This window comes from Lacinutrix mariniflava, assembly GCF_001418015.1.
GTDB lineage: Bacteria > Bacteroidota > Bacteroidia > Flavobacteriales > Flavobacteriaceae > Lacinutrix > Lacinutrix mariniflava.
This window is the reverse complement of the sequence record NZ_LIQG01000015.1, coordinates 21,442-38,362: the sequence shown is the minus strand read 5'-3', so window position 1 is coordinate 38,362 and position 16,921 is coordinate 21,442. Positions and strand designations below refer to the sequence as shown.

The 16,921-nt window shown below is 30.5% G+C and carries 16 protein-coding genes; 9 read left to right on the top strand and 7 right to left on the bottom strand.

Annotation, left to right across the window (positions count from 1 at the left end; translation table 11 throughout):
• Positions 1–69: 69 nt before the first annotated feature.
• The 3 genes from ASC44_RS00295 (at position 70) to ASC44_RS00285 (ending at position 2,625) form a co-directional block, all read left to right on the top strand.
• Complete coding sequence (locus ASC44_RS00295) at positions 70–1,905, top strand: T9SS type A sorting domain-containing protein (protein ID WP_083476204.1); 1,836 nt, start codon at positions 70–72, stop codon at positions 1,903–1,905.
• Positions 1,906–1,981: 76 nt separating this feature from the next.
• Entirely contained in the window at positions 1,982–2,266 is a 285-nt protein-coding gene (locus tag ASC44_RS00290) for a DUF2752 domain-containing protein (RefSeq protein WP_055445628.1), read from the top strand.
• A gap of 14 nt (positions 2,267–2,280) precedes the next feature.
• Positions 2,281–2,625: a CCC motif membrane protein gene (locus tag ASC44_RS00285; RefSeq protein WP_055445627.1), complete on the top strand. Its 345-nt coding sequence runs from the start codon at positions 2,281–2,283 to the stop codon at positions 2,623–2,625.
• Between the two features lie 102 nt (positions 2,626–2,727).
• Here the strand turns inward: ASC44_RS00285 and rocD are convergent, their stop codons facing one another.
• The gene (gene rocD, locus ASC44_RS00280; protein ID WP_055445626.1) at positions 2,728–4,008 is read right to left on the bottom strand and encodes an ornithine--oxo-acid transaminase; all 1,281 of its coding nucleotides are present in this window, start codon (positions 4,006–4,008) and stop codon (positions 2,728–2,730) included.
• A gap of 199 nt (positions 4,009–4,207) precedes the next feature.
• Between rocD and rlmD the strand changes: the two genes are divergently transcribed.
• The 3 genes from rlmD (at position 4,208) to ASC44_RS00265 (ending at position 6,919) form a co-directional block, all read left to right on the top strand.
• The gene (gene rlmD / locus ASC44_RS00275) at positions 4,208–5,620 is read left to right on the top strand and encodes a 23S rRNA (uracil(1939)-C(5))-methyltransferase RlmD (protein WP_055445792.1); all 1,413 of its coding nucleotides are present in this window, start codon (positions 4,208–4,210) and stop codon (positions 5,618–5,620) included.
• 62 nt (positions 5,621–5,682) lie between these two features.
• Complete coding sequence (locus ASC44_RS00270) at positions 5,683–6,198, top strand: DUF6452 family protein (protein ID WP_055445625.1); 516 nt, start codon at positions 5,683–5,685, stop codon at positions 6,196–6,198.
• Positions 6,170–6,919, top strand: a complete 750-nt coding sequence (locus tag ASC44_RS00265; RefSeq protein ID WP_338035180.1) for a DUF6048 family protein — start codon at positions 6,170–6,172, stop codon at positions 6,917–6,919. Before ASC44_RS00270 ends, ASC44_RS00265 begins: the two co-directional genes overlap by 29 nt.
• Positions 6,920–7,005: 86 nt before the next feature.
• Here the strand turns inward: ASC44_RS00265 and ASC44_RS00260 are convergent, their stop codons facing one another.
• From ASC44_RS00260 to ASC44_RS00245, 4 genes are all read right to left on the bottom strand, one after another.
• Positions 7,006–7,749 carry a hypothetical protein gene (locus ASC44_RS00260; RefSeq protein WP_055445623.1) on the bottom strand — a complete coding sequence of 248 codons (744 nt, stop codon included), beginning with the start codon at positions 7,747–7,749 and terminating at the stop codon, positions 7,006–7,008.
• Positions 7,736–9,286 (bottom strand): sulfatase-like hydrolase/transferase, encoded by a 1,551-nt coding sequence (locus ASC44_RS00255; RefSeq protein WP_152973237.1) that lies wholly within the window; start codon positions 9,284–9,286, stop codon positions 7,736–7,738. Before ASC44_RS00255 ends, ASC44_RS00260 begins: the two co-directional genes overlap by 14 nt.
• 50 nt (positions 9,287–9,336) lie before the next feature.
• Positions 9,337–10,452, bottom strand: coding sequence for a phosphoethanolamine transferase (locus ASC44_RS00250; RefSeq protein WP_152973236.1), 1,116 nt, complete (start codon positions 10,450–10,452; stop codon positions 9,337–9,339).
• Positions 10,453–10,979: 527 nt separating this feature from the next.
• Positions 10,980–12,143, bottom strand: a complete 1,164-nt coding sequence (locus ASC44_RS00245) for a THUMP domain-containing class I SAM-dependent RNA methyltransferase (protein ID WP_055445620.1) — start codon at positions 12,141–12,143, stop codon at positions 10,980–10,982.
• Positions 12,144–12,201: 58 nt separating this feature from the next.
• On the opposite strand from ASC44_RS00245, the gene ASC44_RS00240 reads away from it, so the two are divergent.
• The 3 genes from ASC44_RS00240 (at position 12,202) to ASC44_RS00230 (ending at position 14,126) form a co-directional block, all read left to right on the top strand.
• Positions 12,202–12,933: a class I SAM-dependent methyltransferase gene (locus ASC44_RS00240; protein WP_055445619.1), complete on the top strand. Its 732-nt coding sequence runs from the start codon at positions 12,202–12,204 to the stop codon at positions 12,931–12,933.
• A 3-nt stretch (positions 12,934–12,936) separates the two neighbouring features.
• Positions 12,937–13,611, top strand: coding sequence for a ZIP family metal transporter (locus tag ASC44_RS00235; protein WP_055445618.1), 675 nt, complete (start codon positions 12,937–12,939; stop codon positions 13,609–13,611).
• An 86-nt stretch (positions 13,612–13,697) separates the two neighbouring features.
• A complete protein-coding gene (locus ASC44_RS00230) occupies positions 13,698–14,126 on the top strand; it encodes a DUF4268 domain-containing protein (RefSeq protein WP_055445617.1) in 429 nt (142 codons plus the stop codon).
• A 354-nt stretch (positions 14,127–14,480) separates the two neighbouring features.
• Here ASC44_RS00230 and ASC44_RS00225 read toward each other — a convergent pair whose 3' ends face one another.
• Positions 14,481–15,656, bottom strand: a complete 1,176-nt coding sequence (locus tag ASC44_RS00225) for a dicarboxylate/amino acid:cation symporter (protein WP_055445616.1) — start codon at positions 15,654–15,656, stop codon at positions 14,481–14,483.
• A gap of 248 nt (positions 15,657–15,904) precedes the next feature.
• A complete protein-coding gene (locus ASC44_RS00220; protein WP_055445791.1) occupies positions 15,905–16,351 on the bottom strand; it encodes an FKBP-type peptidyl-prolyl cis-trans isomerase in 447 nt (148 codons plus the stop codon).
• Between the last annotated feature and the right edge of the window lie 570 nt (positions 16,352–16,921).

The following is a 16,921-nucleotide window of genomic DNA, read 5'->3' as shown; positions in this document are numbered from 1 at the left end:
TAAATATATTTAATTATATTTGTAAAAAGATCCCAAATCTTTGATTTATTATCCTAAAATAAATTCATTATGAAAACCTATTCTAGCACACTTATTTTATTACTAATCTGCACGTATTCCTTTGCGCAATTGTCTGTAAAAAACAACTCCTTTATGTACGTAAAAGGCACGTATGTTTACGTTGAAGATGACATAAAACTCGAAGCAGGAGGCACAGGTGATGATGCGCGCATGTATCTTAGAGACGAAGGACAACTTCTGCAAGGCGATGGACCTACGGGAAATTCGGGACTAGGAAAGTTAAGTGTTTACCAAGAAGGAACTGTTAATAATTACGCTTACAATTATTGGGCATCGCCTGTTGGAGAGATTTCGGCAGATAATAATACGAATAGAAATTTTATTGCTACTGGTGGCGCTATATTAAATGATGTTGCTTCTTTAACGACTAATACTCCCGCTTTAATAGGAAATAGTTATGATGGCGCATCTGTTCCTTCTTTAACAATTTCGAAACATTGGCTTTATGCCTTTAATCCAGGAGTGGCTTATAGTGAGTGGGATTTCTTAGGAGCTGGTTCTTCATTAGAACCTGGATATGGTTTTACCATGAAAGGATCAACAGGCTCTACAAGTCAACGTTATGATTTTGCTGGCAAACCAAATACCGGAGATATAAATGTTGATGTTTTGGCAGAACAGTTTACTTTAGTTGGTAACCCTTATCCTTCTGCAATAGATGCTCGTGCGTTTATTCACGATACAGATAATTCGTCAGACATGTCTGGAACTCTTTTATTTTGGGAACAAGATCCTACAGTAAACTCGCATAATCTTACTAGTTATGTTGGAGGTTATGCTAGTTTTACAATTTCAAGCGATGGCTTAATAGAAAGTTATACTCCTACCATGTTTCAAACACTCAGTATTGATGGTTTTCCTGCAACCGGAGCTCCAACATTACCAAATGTTAGCTCTAAAACTATATCTCGTTATCTACCAATTGGGCAAGGTTTTATGATAGAAGGAGCAATTGGTACAACAGGAACCGTAACCTTTAAAAATGAACACCGCTCTTTTCAAAAAGAATCTTTAGGTTCTAGTGAGTTTTTTAGAACAAGCAATACGACTGCTGATTCTACTAATGAAGACTCAACAAATACTTTAAATGAAATTCAATATAATAATGAGGGTCTTCAAATTTTACCTCCAAGTGACGAGGTAAGACGTTTTAGATTAAATGTAGATTTTAATAATGCCGTTACAAGACAATTACTGCATAATTTCACACCTTCTGCTACAGATGGATTTGATTTCGGTTTAGAGTCTAATAACAGTTCTCCAAACGATAGAGATGCTTATTTTATTGATGCGACTGATATGGCTTATGTTACACAAGCACATGCTTATGATATAGATTTAACAATACCGTTAGTTGTTAAAATTGATGCAGATATGTCATTACGAGTAAGAATTTATGATGTACAGAATTTTAACGATGAATCTATTTATTTACATGATAAAACAACAAATATTTATTACGATTTAACGGTATTAGATTTTAATACAAATTTAGCTACAGGAACCTATACCGATCGTTTTGAAATTACTTTTACTGAAAGTACCGAAACACTTTCTACAGATGAGTTTTTAGATTCAGGTTTTACCGTATTCCAAAACAACACCATATCTCAATTAGTTTTAGCTAACCCAGAATCTTTAACAGTAAAATCTGTTTCTTTAATAGATATTTCTGGAAAGCAAATTTTCAAAAAAACGAATTTAAGTAATACTACTAGACACGAGTTTTCTACTAGAAACTTAAGTGATGGTGTTTATGTTGCGACCATAACTCTAGAAAACAACAACACAATGAGTAAAAAGATTATTATAGCTAATAAATAATAGCACATTTAAATTAATAATTAAGCTGCTAATAAAATAGCAGCTTTTTTTATGGATAATCTTTACATTTGCCACTATGTTATTACAAGAACAATACATGTTACCATGCCTAAACAAAAGACTATTTGGTTTTGAGTGCATGGGCTGTGGTTTACAGCGTAGCCTTTCTTTTTTATATCATGGAGAATTTGTAGCTGCTTTCAAAATGTATCCTGCTATTTATAGTCTTATTCCTTTAGCACTTATAATAGTAATCTCATTTTTTTATAAATTTAAGCATATTAATAAAATTATTAATGGACTTGCCATAGCTTCCGTTTTAATTATTATTATTAGTTTTATAGCGAAAAAATTAATTTAAATAAATCAACAATAATGGAACAACAAAAACTACCAAATGCATTAATAAGTATTATTTTAGGAATAACATCATTTATCGGTTGCTGCTGTACAAGTGGATTTGGAGGCATCGTATTATCTGGTATTGCTTTATTTTTAGCTAAAAAAGATGAAAAGAAATACCTTGATAACCCAGAGAACTACACTAATTATGGACAGGTTAAAACTGCTAAAATCATTGCTATTATCGGATTAGTTTTAGGAGTAATCACGGCTGGTGCGTATATATATTTAGCTTCTACAGGTCAATTAGATGAACTTAAAGAAAACTATATAGAAATGCTAACAGAAATGCAAGAAGCACAGACTAGCGTAGAGTAATTAAGAACATTATTAAAATAAAAAAGCCTTTCAAAGTAATTTTTTGAAAGGCTTTTTCTATTCTATTAGTTAGTCCTAATTCGTTAACTGTATTGAGTAATTCTAATTCTCAAATTGATTCAATGTCTTTGTAATAATAGACACACAATCCAATAATTGTTCTTTTGTTATTACTAAAGGTGGAGCAAAACGAATAATGTTTCCATGTGTAGGTTTTGCTAATAAGCCATTATCTCTCAAAGCCATACAAATATTCCAAGCTGTTTCGCTATCTTCTGTATCGTTAATTAAAATAGCATTTAATAACCCTTTACCTCTTACACCGTTTACAATGTTTGAAGTTTCTATAAATTTGCTTAACTCAGATCTGAATAACTCTCCTAAAACTTGAGCGTTTTCTGCAAGGTTTTCATCTTTAATAACTTCTAATGCAGCCATACCAATAGCAGCTGCGACTGGATTACCTCCAAATGTACTACCATGATTTCCTGGCTTAATAACATCCATTATTTCATTGTTAGCTAAAACAGCAGATACAGGATATGCACCTCCAGATAAAGCTTTACCTAAAATAAGAATATCTGCTTTAACTTCAGGTGTTCCAGAACAATGCTTATCTGTACATGTACAATTTCCACAAGTTGCTAGTAAACGACCTGTTCTCGCAATTCCGGTTTGTACTTCGTCGGCAATAAATAAAACGTTATATTTTTCGCATAAAGCTTTTGCTTGCGATAAATAACCTTCGCTTGGTACATAAACACCAGCTTCACCTTGAATAGGCTCAACTAAAAATCCAGCAATATTTTTATTACCAGAAAGTGCTTCTTCTAAAGCTTTAAGGTTATTGTATTCTATTTTAATAAATCCTTTAGTATAAGGACCAAAGTTTTTTCTAGCAACAGGATCATTAGAAAAAGATATAATTGTAGTTGTTCTTCCGTGGAAGTTGTTTTCACATACAATTATTTCAGCTTCATTTTCATCGATTCCTTTTACTTCGTAAGCCCATTTTCTACATAGTTTTAAAGCTGTTTCTACAGCTTCTGCACCAGTATTCATTGGTAATAGCTTATCGAATTTAAAAGTTTCTGTAGCGTATTTTTCAAATTTACCTAGCATATCGTTGTAGAAAGCACGAGATGTTAAGGTTAGAGTTTTAGCTTGATTTGTCATTGCCTCGACAATTTTCGGGTGACAATGTCCTTGGTTTACTGCAGAGTAAGCCGAAAGGAAATCGTAATATTGTTTTCCTTCTACATCCCAAACATGAACGCCTTCTCCTCTACTTAATACTACTGGAAGCGGATGGTAATTATGCGCTCCATACTTGTTCTCTAAATCCATCGCTTCTTGCGACGTTAATTGTTGTAAACCTGCCATTTTAAATGTGTTTAATTAATGAATAAAATATCCATTCCTTATCTACCTTTATCCTTTCTTAATCCCGACAACTATCGGGAGAAAATTCAGCGTGGGAAAGAAATCATCCCTAAGGCGCGCAAATTACTAAATAATTGTTGTCAATTAAAATTTTTGAGAAGTGTTTTTTACTACTAAAAAACAAAGTACTTTTGCATCTATGGCAAGAAAGAATAAAAGAAAGCAAGTTTTTACAGAAGTTGAAGTTTTTGATACTGCAGCAAAAGGAAAATCGGTAGCAAAAGCACCAGATGGAAAAGTAATTTTTCTACCTAATGCAGTACCTGGAGATGTTGTAGATGTACAAACGTTTAAAAAACGTAAAGCTTATTATGAAGGTAAGGCAACTGTTTTTCATATATTAAGTGATAAAAGAACAGAAGCTGCTTGCGAACATTATGGTGTTTGTGGAGGTTGTAAATGGCAAGATATGGCTTACGAGCACCAGTTATTTTACAAACAAAAAGAAGTAACTAATAATTTAATTAGAATTGGGCATATAGAGTTACCTGAAATAACGCCTATTAAAGCAGCTGCGGAACAGTATTTCTATAGAAATAAAATGGAATTCTCTTTTAGCGATAGCCGATGGTTAACACTTGAAGAAATACAGAGTGACGAAGATTTAGGAGATAGAAATGCTTTAGGTTTTCATATTCCTGGCATGTGGGATAAAATATTAGATGTAAAAAAATGTCATTTACAAGCAGATCCTTCTAATGCAATTAGAAATACCATTAAGGAATTTGCTATAAAAAATGGTCTTGAGTTTTTTAATACTAGAAACCAGACTGGATTGCTACGTACTTTAATGTTGCGTACTTCTTCAACTGGAGATATTATGGTATTGGTTCAGTTTTTTAAAGAGGACAAGGAAAAACGTGAGTTGTTATTAAATCATGTAGCCGAGACTTTTCCAGAGATAACCTCTTTACAATACGTTGTTAACGAAAAAGCCAATGATACTATTTACGATCAAGATGTAATTTGCTATAAAGGAGAAGACCACATTTTTGAAGAAATGGAAGGCTTGAAATTTAAAATTAATGCAAAATCTTTCTACCAAACAAACTCTGCACAGGCTTACGAATTGTACAAGTTAACTCGTGAGTTTGCAGACTTAAAAGGAGACGAACTCGTTTACGATCTATATACAGGAACTGGAACCATAGCACAGTTTGTTGCCAAACAAGCTAAAAAAGTTGTTGGAGTAGAATCTGTACCAGATGCTATTACTGCAGCAAAAGAAAATGCAAAATTTAATGGTATTGATAATGTTGAATTTTATGTTGGAGACATGAAAAATGTTTTTAACGAGGAATTTATTAATACACATGGACAACCAGATGTTATTATTACAGATCCACCAAGAGATGGTATGCATAAAGATGTTGTTAAACAAATATTAAACGTTGCACCAGAGAAAGTAGTTTATGTAAGTTGCAATAGCGCAACGCAAGCTAGAGACTTAGAATTGATGGATGCGGTTTATAAAGTGACGAAAACACAGGCTGTAGATATGTTTCCGCAAACGCATCATGTAGAGAATATTGTGTTGTTGGAAAAACGTTAAAACTTTTCATCTTTACTGAAATAACGTCAGTTTAAACCTGGAAATGAATTAAAAATAATGCAATGAAAAAAACAGCAACCTTACTTCTACTCTTTGTTTGCATAGCTTTTAGCTGTGAGAAAGATGATATTTGCCCAGAAGACACACCTACAACACCTAGTTTGATTGTAGAATTTAGAGATTTCACATTAATAGATAATACTAAAAGTGTTACAGGATTGCGTATTGAAGATTTTGTTGACTCTACACATGTTCTTGGAGATCACAGTAGTACATCTGAAGTTCAAATGATTTTACCTTTAAAAACTGATGCTCTTGAAACAAAGTATAAAGTATACAGAGATTATGTTGATACCGACGGTGTAATTACAGGTAATCCAGATGTAATAACAATAACTTACGAAACTAAAGAAGTATATGTTTCTAGAGCATGTGGCTATAAAATTATTTTTGAAAACGTTTTATTAACTATAACACCTGAAACTACCTCTGATAATTGGATGCTATTTGCGGCACCAGAAAATGATAACCAATCTGTAATAAATGAAGATGAGATACACTATACAATACGTCACTAGTTGCTTTTTACTATTTTGTTGCCTATTTGTTAGTGCACAAGAAGAAGAAACTAAAGTTTCTTTAGACTCGATAGATTCCATAGAATACAGTCAAAAGTATGGACTTAGAATAGGTGCAGATATAAGTAAACTTATTCGTACTGCACTTGACGATGAATACTCTGGTTTTGAAATAAATGGTGATTTTAGATTAACCAAAAAATTATATATAGCTGCAGAATTAGGTACAGAAGAAAAAACCACAACTACAGATTTTTTGAGTACTAGCGCAAATGGTAGTTACCTTAAAGTTGGTGTAGATTATAATATGTATACCAATTGGTTGGGCATGAGCAATATGATTTATAGTGGTTTTAGAACTGGCTTTGGAACGTTCTCTCAAACTAGAAACAGCTATACCGCCTATACTCAAAATCAATTTTGGCAACCACAATTAACAGATACTGAAAGCCTAAAATTTAGTGGACTATCGGCAACTTGGGTCGAATTAATTCTTGGTATCAAAGCCGAAGTTTACACTAACCTTTTTATTGGTATAAATGCACAATTAAAAGGTACAATTTCTGACAAAAGTCCAGATAACTTTGAAAACCTATATATTCCTGGTTTTAATAAAACTTACGATAGTGGTAATTTTGGTGTTGGTTATGGCTACACCGTGTCTTATTTTATACCAATATTTAAAAAAGACAAAAAAGCCGTTGAAACTGTAGTTGAGTAATTGTATTAAATAATTAGTAACTTACTATTATCCTTCTTTTTATAAAAAAAATTAGTTAAGGCATAACATTAGAATTGTAAAAAGTATTAACGCTCTCCGGAAAGAGCTCGGAACTTTGAAAGCACAATTCCTACTTTTTCATCTTCTAAAATAGATTGCACTTCACTATATTTAAATCTATATGGAGATGTAATTATCCAAATATATTTTTCCTTATTTGGAAAATAATCCTTCATTAAAGAATAGTCTTCATAGCTCGATGAAATTCCAATATTGGGCTGTAATAATAAAACTGATTTTATAAAGTTAATCTCATCTTCTAACTCTTTTCCTTTCTTTTGATGCAGTTTCGGTTTTAAGTAATAACTTGTTTTATAACCAGCTGCAGTAAACTTTGGCAAAGCTTCAGGATGTCGTGTTTCAATTAAAATTTTATTTTTCGGATAATTTCTAGACTCAAAGAGTTTATTTAATTTCAATAATATTTCAACTTCATTAGTTGTATCTAATCTTTTTATGTCTAACCATAAAAATGGAAAATGATTTATATCTATTTTAGATAAATAGCTTTCAAAAGTTAAACCAATACTTTGTGCAGGAGAATGGTTAACATCTAATACATCTTTGTCCTTTAAATAATCTAAGTCCAACTCAATACCTTCAAAATAACGTAACGCTTGTTCTTGTTTTTCAAGACTATTAACACGATGTGCAAAGACTTTATCGTAATGTCCTAAAAACTCAATACGTTTAGGACTAAACCTATATAAATAACCTAAAACAAAAACACAAATAACTGCAAAAATTATTTTTTTTCTACCTTTTGTCATAATCTTCACCTTTCTTTACTAACCTTAATTTCTTATTAAAACCCTGATTAAATATACTCTTTTTAGCATCAAATCTATCGAAGGTTATATTACTAATTTCAGAAAAACTATGGATAAAATCTTCTAAAACATATGGTCTTTTAGTTATTTTTTTAAAATTGAACAATTCTAAGTTATTTGCTTTATACTTATTAGAAAACCACGCTATAAAGGGAATCTCGTACATAGGTCTTGTTCCATGGTACTCATTATGTCCTACAAAGTCAAAAGTATCATACACTTCATCTCCATGATCTGAAAAATAAACGACATAACTATTTTCATTTTTAATCCGTACCTGTTCAATAATTTCTCTTAATACAAAATCATTATAACGTATGGCATTATCGTATTCATTAATTGTTCTCTTAGATTTAGAATGCTTAAAATCTGTATTAGTTTCATCTTTAAAAAAATCAAAAGTTTCAGGATAGCGCTTATTATATATAGCATGTGTTCCTATCAAATGAATAAAAATCAGTTTTTGTTTAGCTTTACTATCTAAAGCTTCTTTTAAATAAGGCAATAGAATTTCATCATAAACAGCGTAACCTGACTCTTTTGTATTGGCATACGTTTTATGCTTAGCCGCACTACTAATAATAGTAGGAATGCTTTCATAAATTCCGACTGGTTTTTGGTTAGATATCCAAAAGGTTTCAAATCCGGCAGCATTCGCCATTTGTACTAATGACGCGTTGTTTTCTCTATTTGGAAAATGAAAATCTGAAAGTGTAAGTATTTTTTCTAACGCTCTTAATGTATGCACATTTGGTGTAATAATACTATCAAAAATAACAAGTTCGTCCTTTATAGCACTAAGTTTTGGATTTGTTTCTCTTCCATAGCCGTATAATTGCATATGCCATTTAGATGTCGATTCTCCAATAACGACTACATATGTTTTTTCCTCTTTAGAAGTAGCTTTCACCTTAATATTATTGCTTAATGGTTGTGCTAAATTCTTTTTTAAATTAGATTTCGTAATCTTATAATCAGAAAAGGATTTTACACTTGAAATAATAATATTTTCAGAAGAAAATTTAAAATGAATTATTCCTAATGATAAAAATAGTATTAAAAGACTAAATAGCTTTAGCCTAAGGTTGGATTCAAAATTAATATAATTAGGTTTATTCAAAAAATAAATGGCTAAACCTAATACAATAATGCAAACACACATTATTCCTACTACAGTTAAATTAATATAGTTTGTCAAAAATTCTGAAGCTTCTAATCCGTTCGTTTCAAAAATCACAAATAAAGCTGATGCGCTAACTTTTGTTCCATAATGACTATAGAAGCTTAATTTAATTACAAGTAAAACCAATAAAATCAAGAGAAAAAGAATTGTTAAAATTTTTCTTATTTTATTATTTGAAAACAATAAAACTATTGAAAATAAGGCTGCTATAAAAAAGAAGAAAGCTATTAGCTCCTTAAGATACTCAATAGAATTTGAAACAAAAAAAAAGCCTAACACTAATAAAACTGCCATTGGAAGAAAATAGATTCCACCAAACTTTAATATTTTAGTTATGTTATGCTTTACTCCCAAGTATCGTAATCTAAATTATTTTTTATTATTCTTTTTCGTTCTTCGAAATTTAAATTAAAGAGGCTTCTTGTAGCATCGAACCCTTCAAATTCTACATTAATAATATCAGAAAAGCTATAAATAAAATCTTCTGTGTTATATTTTCTACTTTTGTAGCTATCTAATGTATCAATTTTCTTATTAGATTTTAGATAATCATTAGAAAACCAAGCTAAAAAAGGTACATCATACATTGGCTTAGATCCTTTATTATTATGATGTCCTACAAAGTCTTGCGTATCAAAAACATCGTCTCCATGATCTGAAAAATAGACCACAAAACTATTTTTATTTTCAGTTTTTACCATTTTTATTATTTCACTTAAAACAAAATCATTGTACCTAACAGCATTGTCATATTCATTTACTTTTGCTTTAGAATACTCTGTTTTGTATTGCGTACGCTCATTTACTCCTTCGAAATAATTAAATCGTTTTGGATAACGCTTAGCATATATTCTATGAGTTCCAATTAAATGCACAAATATAAGTTTACGATTGCTTTTAGTTTTTAGTGCCTTTTTTACTTCTGGAATCAAAGACTCGTCATGTATATTGTAGAAATAACTATCTGTTGCTAAAAATTGTTTGTGTTTAGCTGCTGTAGCAATAATTGTTGGTGTACTTTCTGTAAAACCAACAGGTTGTTGGTTAGAAATCCAAAACGTATCGAAGTCTGCTGCATTTGCCAATTGCACAATTGAAAAGTTCTTATCAACTTTAGGATGCTCATAATTAGAAAGTGTTAGTGCTTTTTCAAGCGATCTAATCGTCATAACATCTGGTGCAATTACATCATCAAAAAGATAAAACTCTTCCTTCATTTTTGAAAGTATCGGATTTGTTTCTCTATTATAATTATACAATTGCATGTGCCACCTTGAAGTTGATTCTCCAATAATTACAACACCTATTTGAGGCTCTTCACTCTTAGAAACTATCTTTATAGCATCGTTTTCTTGCTTTGCTAAATGTTCTTTATAGTAGTCTTTTGCTGTACTATATTCTTGAATGGAATGGGATAATGTTAGTATTATACTCTGTTCACTAAACGAGCGTTTAAGCATAAAACCACAGCTTAAAATTAATAGAGTAATTACTAATTTAAATAATACTGGTTCTTTTTTTAAATATAAAAATTGAAATATTTCGGACTTCTTAACCAATGCAACTAAAAGTAAAAATAAGCCTAGAAAGCTTAAAATTAGTATTGAAATAATTGAGATATTGAAATAACTTGAAAAGAATTCTGAAGCTTCAGTTGCATTTGTTTCAAAAATTACAAAAATAGCCGAAGCTGATGGTTTCGCATCAAAAGTATAATAAAAAAAAGCTTAAAAGCCACCAAAAAGGAGAGTATAAACTGACAGAAAAATAGTAATATTTTCTTCAATTTAATACCCTTAAAAAGTAAAATAACACCAACAAATATAGCTGTTAATAAAAAAACAGCTCCTAACTCTCTAAAATAAAGATTAGTGTCTGGAATTAAAAACAAACCTAAAATTAAGATTACCAATAATGGAAAACTCATAATTAGAGTTAAACGCATTATAGCTTTTAAATTTGTTTTTAAATCCTTTCTCACAATCGGTTAATCATTATCCATATACTTACCTTTCTTACTTCCAGCGTACATAACGTACTTAAGTAAACGAGATTCAAGCTTTGCATTCATTAATTTTATTTTACGAGAAGGCCTTAATCCAACATGTTTTATTGCTTCTAAATTAGAGGTAATAAACCAAGCGTCTGTATTTGGATAGCCTTGTTTTAAAGTATCTCCTATCTCCCTATAAAAGCTCTCCATTTCAATATCTAAACGCTCACCATAAGGTGGATTAAAAACAATGTGTAACTTCCCTTCTCCTCCTCTTCGAGTTTTAAAGAAATCTTCATGTTGAATAGATATAAACTCGTCTAAATGTGCATTTTTAATATTGTCTTTTGCCTTTGTAACAGCACTTGGAGATTTATCGTAACCAATTATTTTATGATGGAAATCTCTCGCCTTTTTTAGTAGAGATTCTTCAATTTTCTCAAATAAATCAACATCCCAATCCGCCCAACGCTCGAATGCAAATTCTTTACGCATTAAATTTGGAGGAATATTACATGCTATCATTGCCGCTTCTGCTAAAATAGTTCCACTACCACACATTGGATCCATAAAGTCTGACTGTCCATCCCAACCAGAAAGCATAATTAATCCAGCTGCTAAAACTTCGTTTATTGGAGCAATATTTGTTGCTGTTTTATAACCACGTTTGTGCAATGATTCTCCAGACGTATCTAAAGAAATGGTACAAACTGTACGATCGATATGTACATTAATTTTTAAGTCTGGAAAACGCAAATCTACATTTGGTCTCTCTCCAGTTTCATCTCTAAATTTATCTACAATCGCATCTTTTGTTTTTTGTGCTATATACAGAGAGTGCGTAAAAACAGTAGAATTAACAGTAGCGCTTACTGCTAATGTTCCAGAAGATTTCATATGTTGACTCCAATCCATTTTATAGATATTGGTATATAAATCTTTTTCGTTGTTAATACGAAACGTATTAATAGGCTTTAAAATTTTTATTGCAGTTCTCAAGCCTAAATTAGCTTTATACATAAAACCTTTATCTCCAGAGAAACTAACATTTCTAACACCTTGTTTTACCTCCATAGCACCAAGTTGCGTTAACTCTTTTGCTAATATTTCTTCAAAACCAAATAAGGTTTTGGCCACCATTTTGAAATTATCTTCCATTCTTTTCGTCTAATAGATTGCAAAAATACTCTATTTTTGTTCTTGATAGAATTTATAGATGATAAAAGACGACACAACTTGGTATGCTTCATGGTTTAATACACCTTTTTACCATATTTTATATAAAGATAGAGATTATGCCGAAGGCGAGAACTTCATGTATAATCTTACAGAATACTTAAACATTCCTGAAAACGGAAAAATATTAGACCTTGCTTGCGGTAAAGGTAGACATGCTATTTATTTAAATAAAATAGGTTTTGATGTTACTGGCGTAGATTTGTCTGAAAACAGCATAACACATGCCAAACAGTTTGAAAACGATACTCTACACTTTAACGTTCATGATATGTGCAAACCATATCACGAACAATTTGATGCCGTTTTTAACCTTTTTACTAGCTTTGGTTATTTTGAAAATGAAGAAGACAACCTCAATACTATAAAAGCCATTAAAGCCAATTTAAACGACTATGGTTTTGGTGTTATTGACTTTTTAAATAGTGAATATATTATTGACAACTTAGTACCCGAGAATACAAAAACTGTTGATGGTATTGCCTTTTTACAAAAAAGACGCGTAGAAAACGGATATATTATTAAAGATATTTCTTTTACTGCCGATGGTAAAGATTACGAGTTTCAGGAGCGTGTTCGTGCATTTACTTTAGCAGATTTTGAAATGCTTTTTGAAAAAGCAGGTGTTTATCTTCTTGATGTTTTTGGAGATTACAAGTTAAATAAGTTTCATAAAAAGACATCTCAACGTTTAATACTTATTTTTAAGTAAGCTATGCTTGTAAATATTATACTACCTATACTATCTGTTGTTTTAGGCTTCTTTATTGTTTTTGCTTTTAAACCTAAAAAAGCTAAGTATTTAAAATTACTACTCGCTTTTAGTGGTGCATTTTTATTATCTATTACTGTTTTTCACTTTCTACCAGAGGTTTACAATAGTAATTATAAAAGTGTAGGATTATTTATTATGATTGGTATTTTACTGCAAATTATATTAGAGTTTTTCTCTAAAGGTGCAGAACATGGCCATGTACATATAAGTAAAAATGAAACAACATTTCCATGGTTACTATTTATTAGTTTAAGTATACATAGTGTATTAGAAGGAATACCAATAGATGGACATACAAATTTAATTTATGGTATAATTATCCATAAATTACCTGTTGCCATTATACTATCAACATTCTTTTTGGCTTCAAAAATGTCTAAAAGTAAATCTTTAGCGTTCTTGTTATTATTTGCATTAATGACACCATTTGGTGTGTTTTTATCGGCTAATTTTACCTTTTTAGAAAACTATCATATTCAAATTTCGGCAATAGTTATTGGTATCTTTTTACATATTTCTACAACTATTTTATTCGAGAGTAACGAAAACCACAAATTTAATATCACTAAGCTCGTAACTATTATTAGTGCAATTATAATTGCATATTTTATATAATAACTGCAGTTTTTATAGTAATTACAAAGTAAACTAGTACGTGAGTAAGCCAATTGCTATTCACATTTAACCATAAAATTGAGAACGTGTTTTCAAAAGAAGAGTCAAGACAAATAAAACAATTATTCTGGACCAGTTTCGGAAAATCTTTCCCTACAAAATGGGTCTTATACAATACTAAAATAAAAGGTTTTAGCTTTAAGTTTCACTTCGATAATAAAACAGCTCATGTGAGCTTAGATCTAGAAGACGATTTAGAAAACCGTATTAACTATTGGGAAAAACTCCAACAAGTAAAAAGTATACTAACAACAGAGTTTTTACCAGATGCTATTTATGAGGAAGAATATTTTTTAGATAACGGAAAAGAAATTTCAAGAATATATATACCATTAGGCTATAAAGTGTCTATACATAATAAAAACACGTGGCAGGAAGTTATGGTGTTTTTAAACGAAAAAATGAGCGCTTTTGAAGCTTTCTATTATGAGTATGAAGACTTTTTAAAAGCTTAATACTTAACCTGCTCAAACATTACAACATTACACATATCATTAATAATCAATAACTTATCACAACAAACAATATCCTATTTCCCATAGAGATATCTAAAATTCTTATTACAAACATCATAAAGCCACTTATTGGTTATAACAACCAATCTAACTTTAATGTAGTGTTTAAAAATAAGCTATGAGTCCAAAAGATATTTCAAATTAAAAACATATTATTCTCTTACAGCTCTAATACTATAAGAATATTTTTATTAAATCTATCCGAAGAAAATGTTACACAAACGGCTTCAGTGGAGTTAAATACATTTCCGTTTAATCGTATGTATTCTTAAATTTATAAATTAGTCTTTCAATCTAAACAACTATTTTTTCTTTAGTTATTTCATTAACTACTAAAGAGATTGCTCCATCACCAGTAACATTACACGCAGTACCAAAACTATCCATTGCAATATATAAAGCGATCATTAACCCTAGCATTTCTTCATTAAAACCTAACATAGATTGTAAGATACCTACAGCAGCCATAATTGCTCCTCCAGGTACTCCAGGTGCCGCAATCATGGCGATACCTAATACAAAAATAAATCCTGCAAAGAGTGTGAAATCAAATGGTATGCCATGTAAAATCATTAATGCCATGGCACAAGCGGTAATTTTCATAATACTACCAGAGAGGTGAATTGTTGCACATAAAGGAATAACAAAACCTGCTATTTTTTCTGAAACACCATTTTTTAAGGCTTGTTCTAAGGTTACCGGAATGGTTGCTGCCGAAGATTGAGTACCTAAAGCTGTAAAATAAGCAGGCATCATGGTTGCTAATAATTTTAATGGATTCTTTTTTGTAAGAATACCAGCAATTGTATATTGAAGTAATAATAATAAAATATGCAAGGCAAAAATTACTCCTATAATGCTAATAAATACAGAAAGGATTGAGAATACTTTTCCGCTAAAAGACATACTTGCAAATATCCCTAAAATAAATAGTGGTAACAATGGTACAATTACCTTTTCTATTAGTTGCATTATTATTTTCTGAAAGTCTTTTACTACAGATTTTAAAGTTGATTTTTCTTGAGCTGCAAGACCTAATCCAATTACAAATGCAAGAACTAAAGAAGTCATAACGTCTAACGCTGGCGGGATATTGATACTAAAATAAGGTAATAATTCACGACCCGAATCTGTAACCTGAGCCGCATCGTTAACATGAGACTCTAAAAGTAATGGGAATATATTGGATGCCGTAAAATAAGTCATAAACCCAGAAAACAAGGTTGAACCATAAGCAATACCAGCTGTAAGTAATAATAGTTTACCTGCACCTTTTCCTAAATCTGAAATAGCAGGCATTATTAAACCCATTATTATTAACGGAATGGCAAAATTTAAAAACTGCCCAAAAAACGCATTAAAAGTTCTGAACACTCGATTTATAGATTCGGGCAAATATTGTCCAAAAACAATACCTAATACTATGGCTAGAAAAACTTTAAATAGTAAATTCGAAAATATACGCTTCATAAATATGCTAATTAATAGAAAACACTAAGTGTTTCACTAAAGGTTCTTTTTAAGCTCGCTAATATACAACCAATCTTAGAATGCAACATTTTATAACACCTTTTTTAAATAGTATTATTCTTCTAAATTAGACCTCTTTTTTACATTTAAAATAACAATATCGTTAACGCTTAATAGTAAAAAAAAAGCAGCCTTTGTTAAAATGCGTTTAACAAAGGCTGCTTGATACTTTAAAATATATAATTACTTTATTCAGCAACTACAGTTTCATTAATCTCTACAACTTCAAGATCAAAAATAAGGTCTTTACCAGCTAAAGGGTGGTTTGCATCTACAACAATACTATCTTCTTTAACTTCTACAACCATTAAGTTCATTTCTTGACCATCTGGTGCTTTAGAAACAAGTCCCATACCTACTTCAGGAGCCATATCTTGAGGAAGTTCAGTTTTCTTTACTTCATGAAGTAAGTCATTATTAACTTCTCCATATGCTTCCTCTTTAGGAATTGTAATGGTTTTCTTTTCGTTTACTTTCATATCAATTAAACCTTTTTCAAAACCAGGAATTAATCTTCCTTGTCCTAAAACAAATTCTATTGGTGCTTCTCCTTCAGAGGTATCAAAAATCTTTCCATCAGATAATTTACCTGTATAATTTACTTTTACTGTACTATTCTCTTTTACTTGACTCATACTATATTCTTTAATTTTAAAAAATCCATTTTGCATAATTATTACACAAAACTATTTTAGTTTTATACTTATGTAAATAGTGGCTGCCAAAATCAAGCCAAAATAATAAAACAAAGATTTACAAACCTATAGAAAGACATTTTAAAAAGAGACATCGTTGTTATAACTCAATTATAATGGTGAACAGCCGCTTTAATTGGCTTCTTTTGAGTAATTAAATGAAGAGTATTTTAAATCAGCAACTATGTCAGTTAATTTAAAAAAAGCTAAATAAGTATGTCAACTTTACAAATTAAGACTTTAGTATAAATAATTAATAAAAAACAATTCGCCTTATAAAAGCTATGATATCCATCTGAAAACTAATTCTTCCAAACCATTAGAAAAGTTGGGTATTCTGCCATATAAAGTTGTAATCCAAACTGAATTAATTAAATTTGGTATATATTAACTTTATCTATAAGCTACTCGCCAACAAAAATTATTGGAAAATCTATAATTATGAACTTCCAACAAGGGATTAATTACTTAGACGAATAATGTAATCTGAAAAACGTTATGGATTGGATT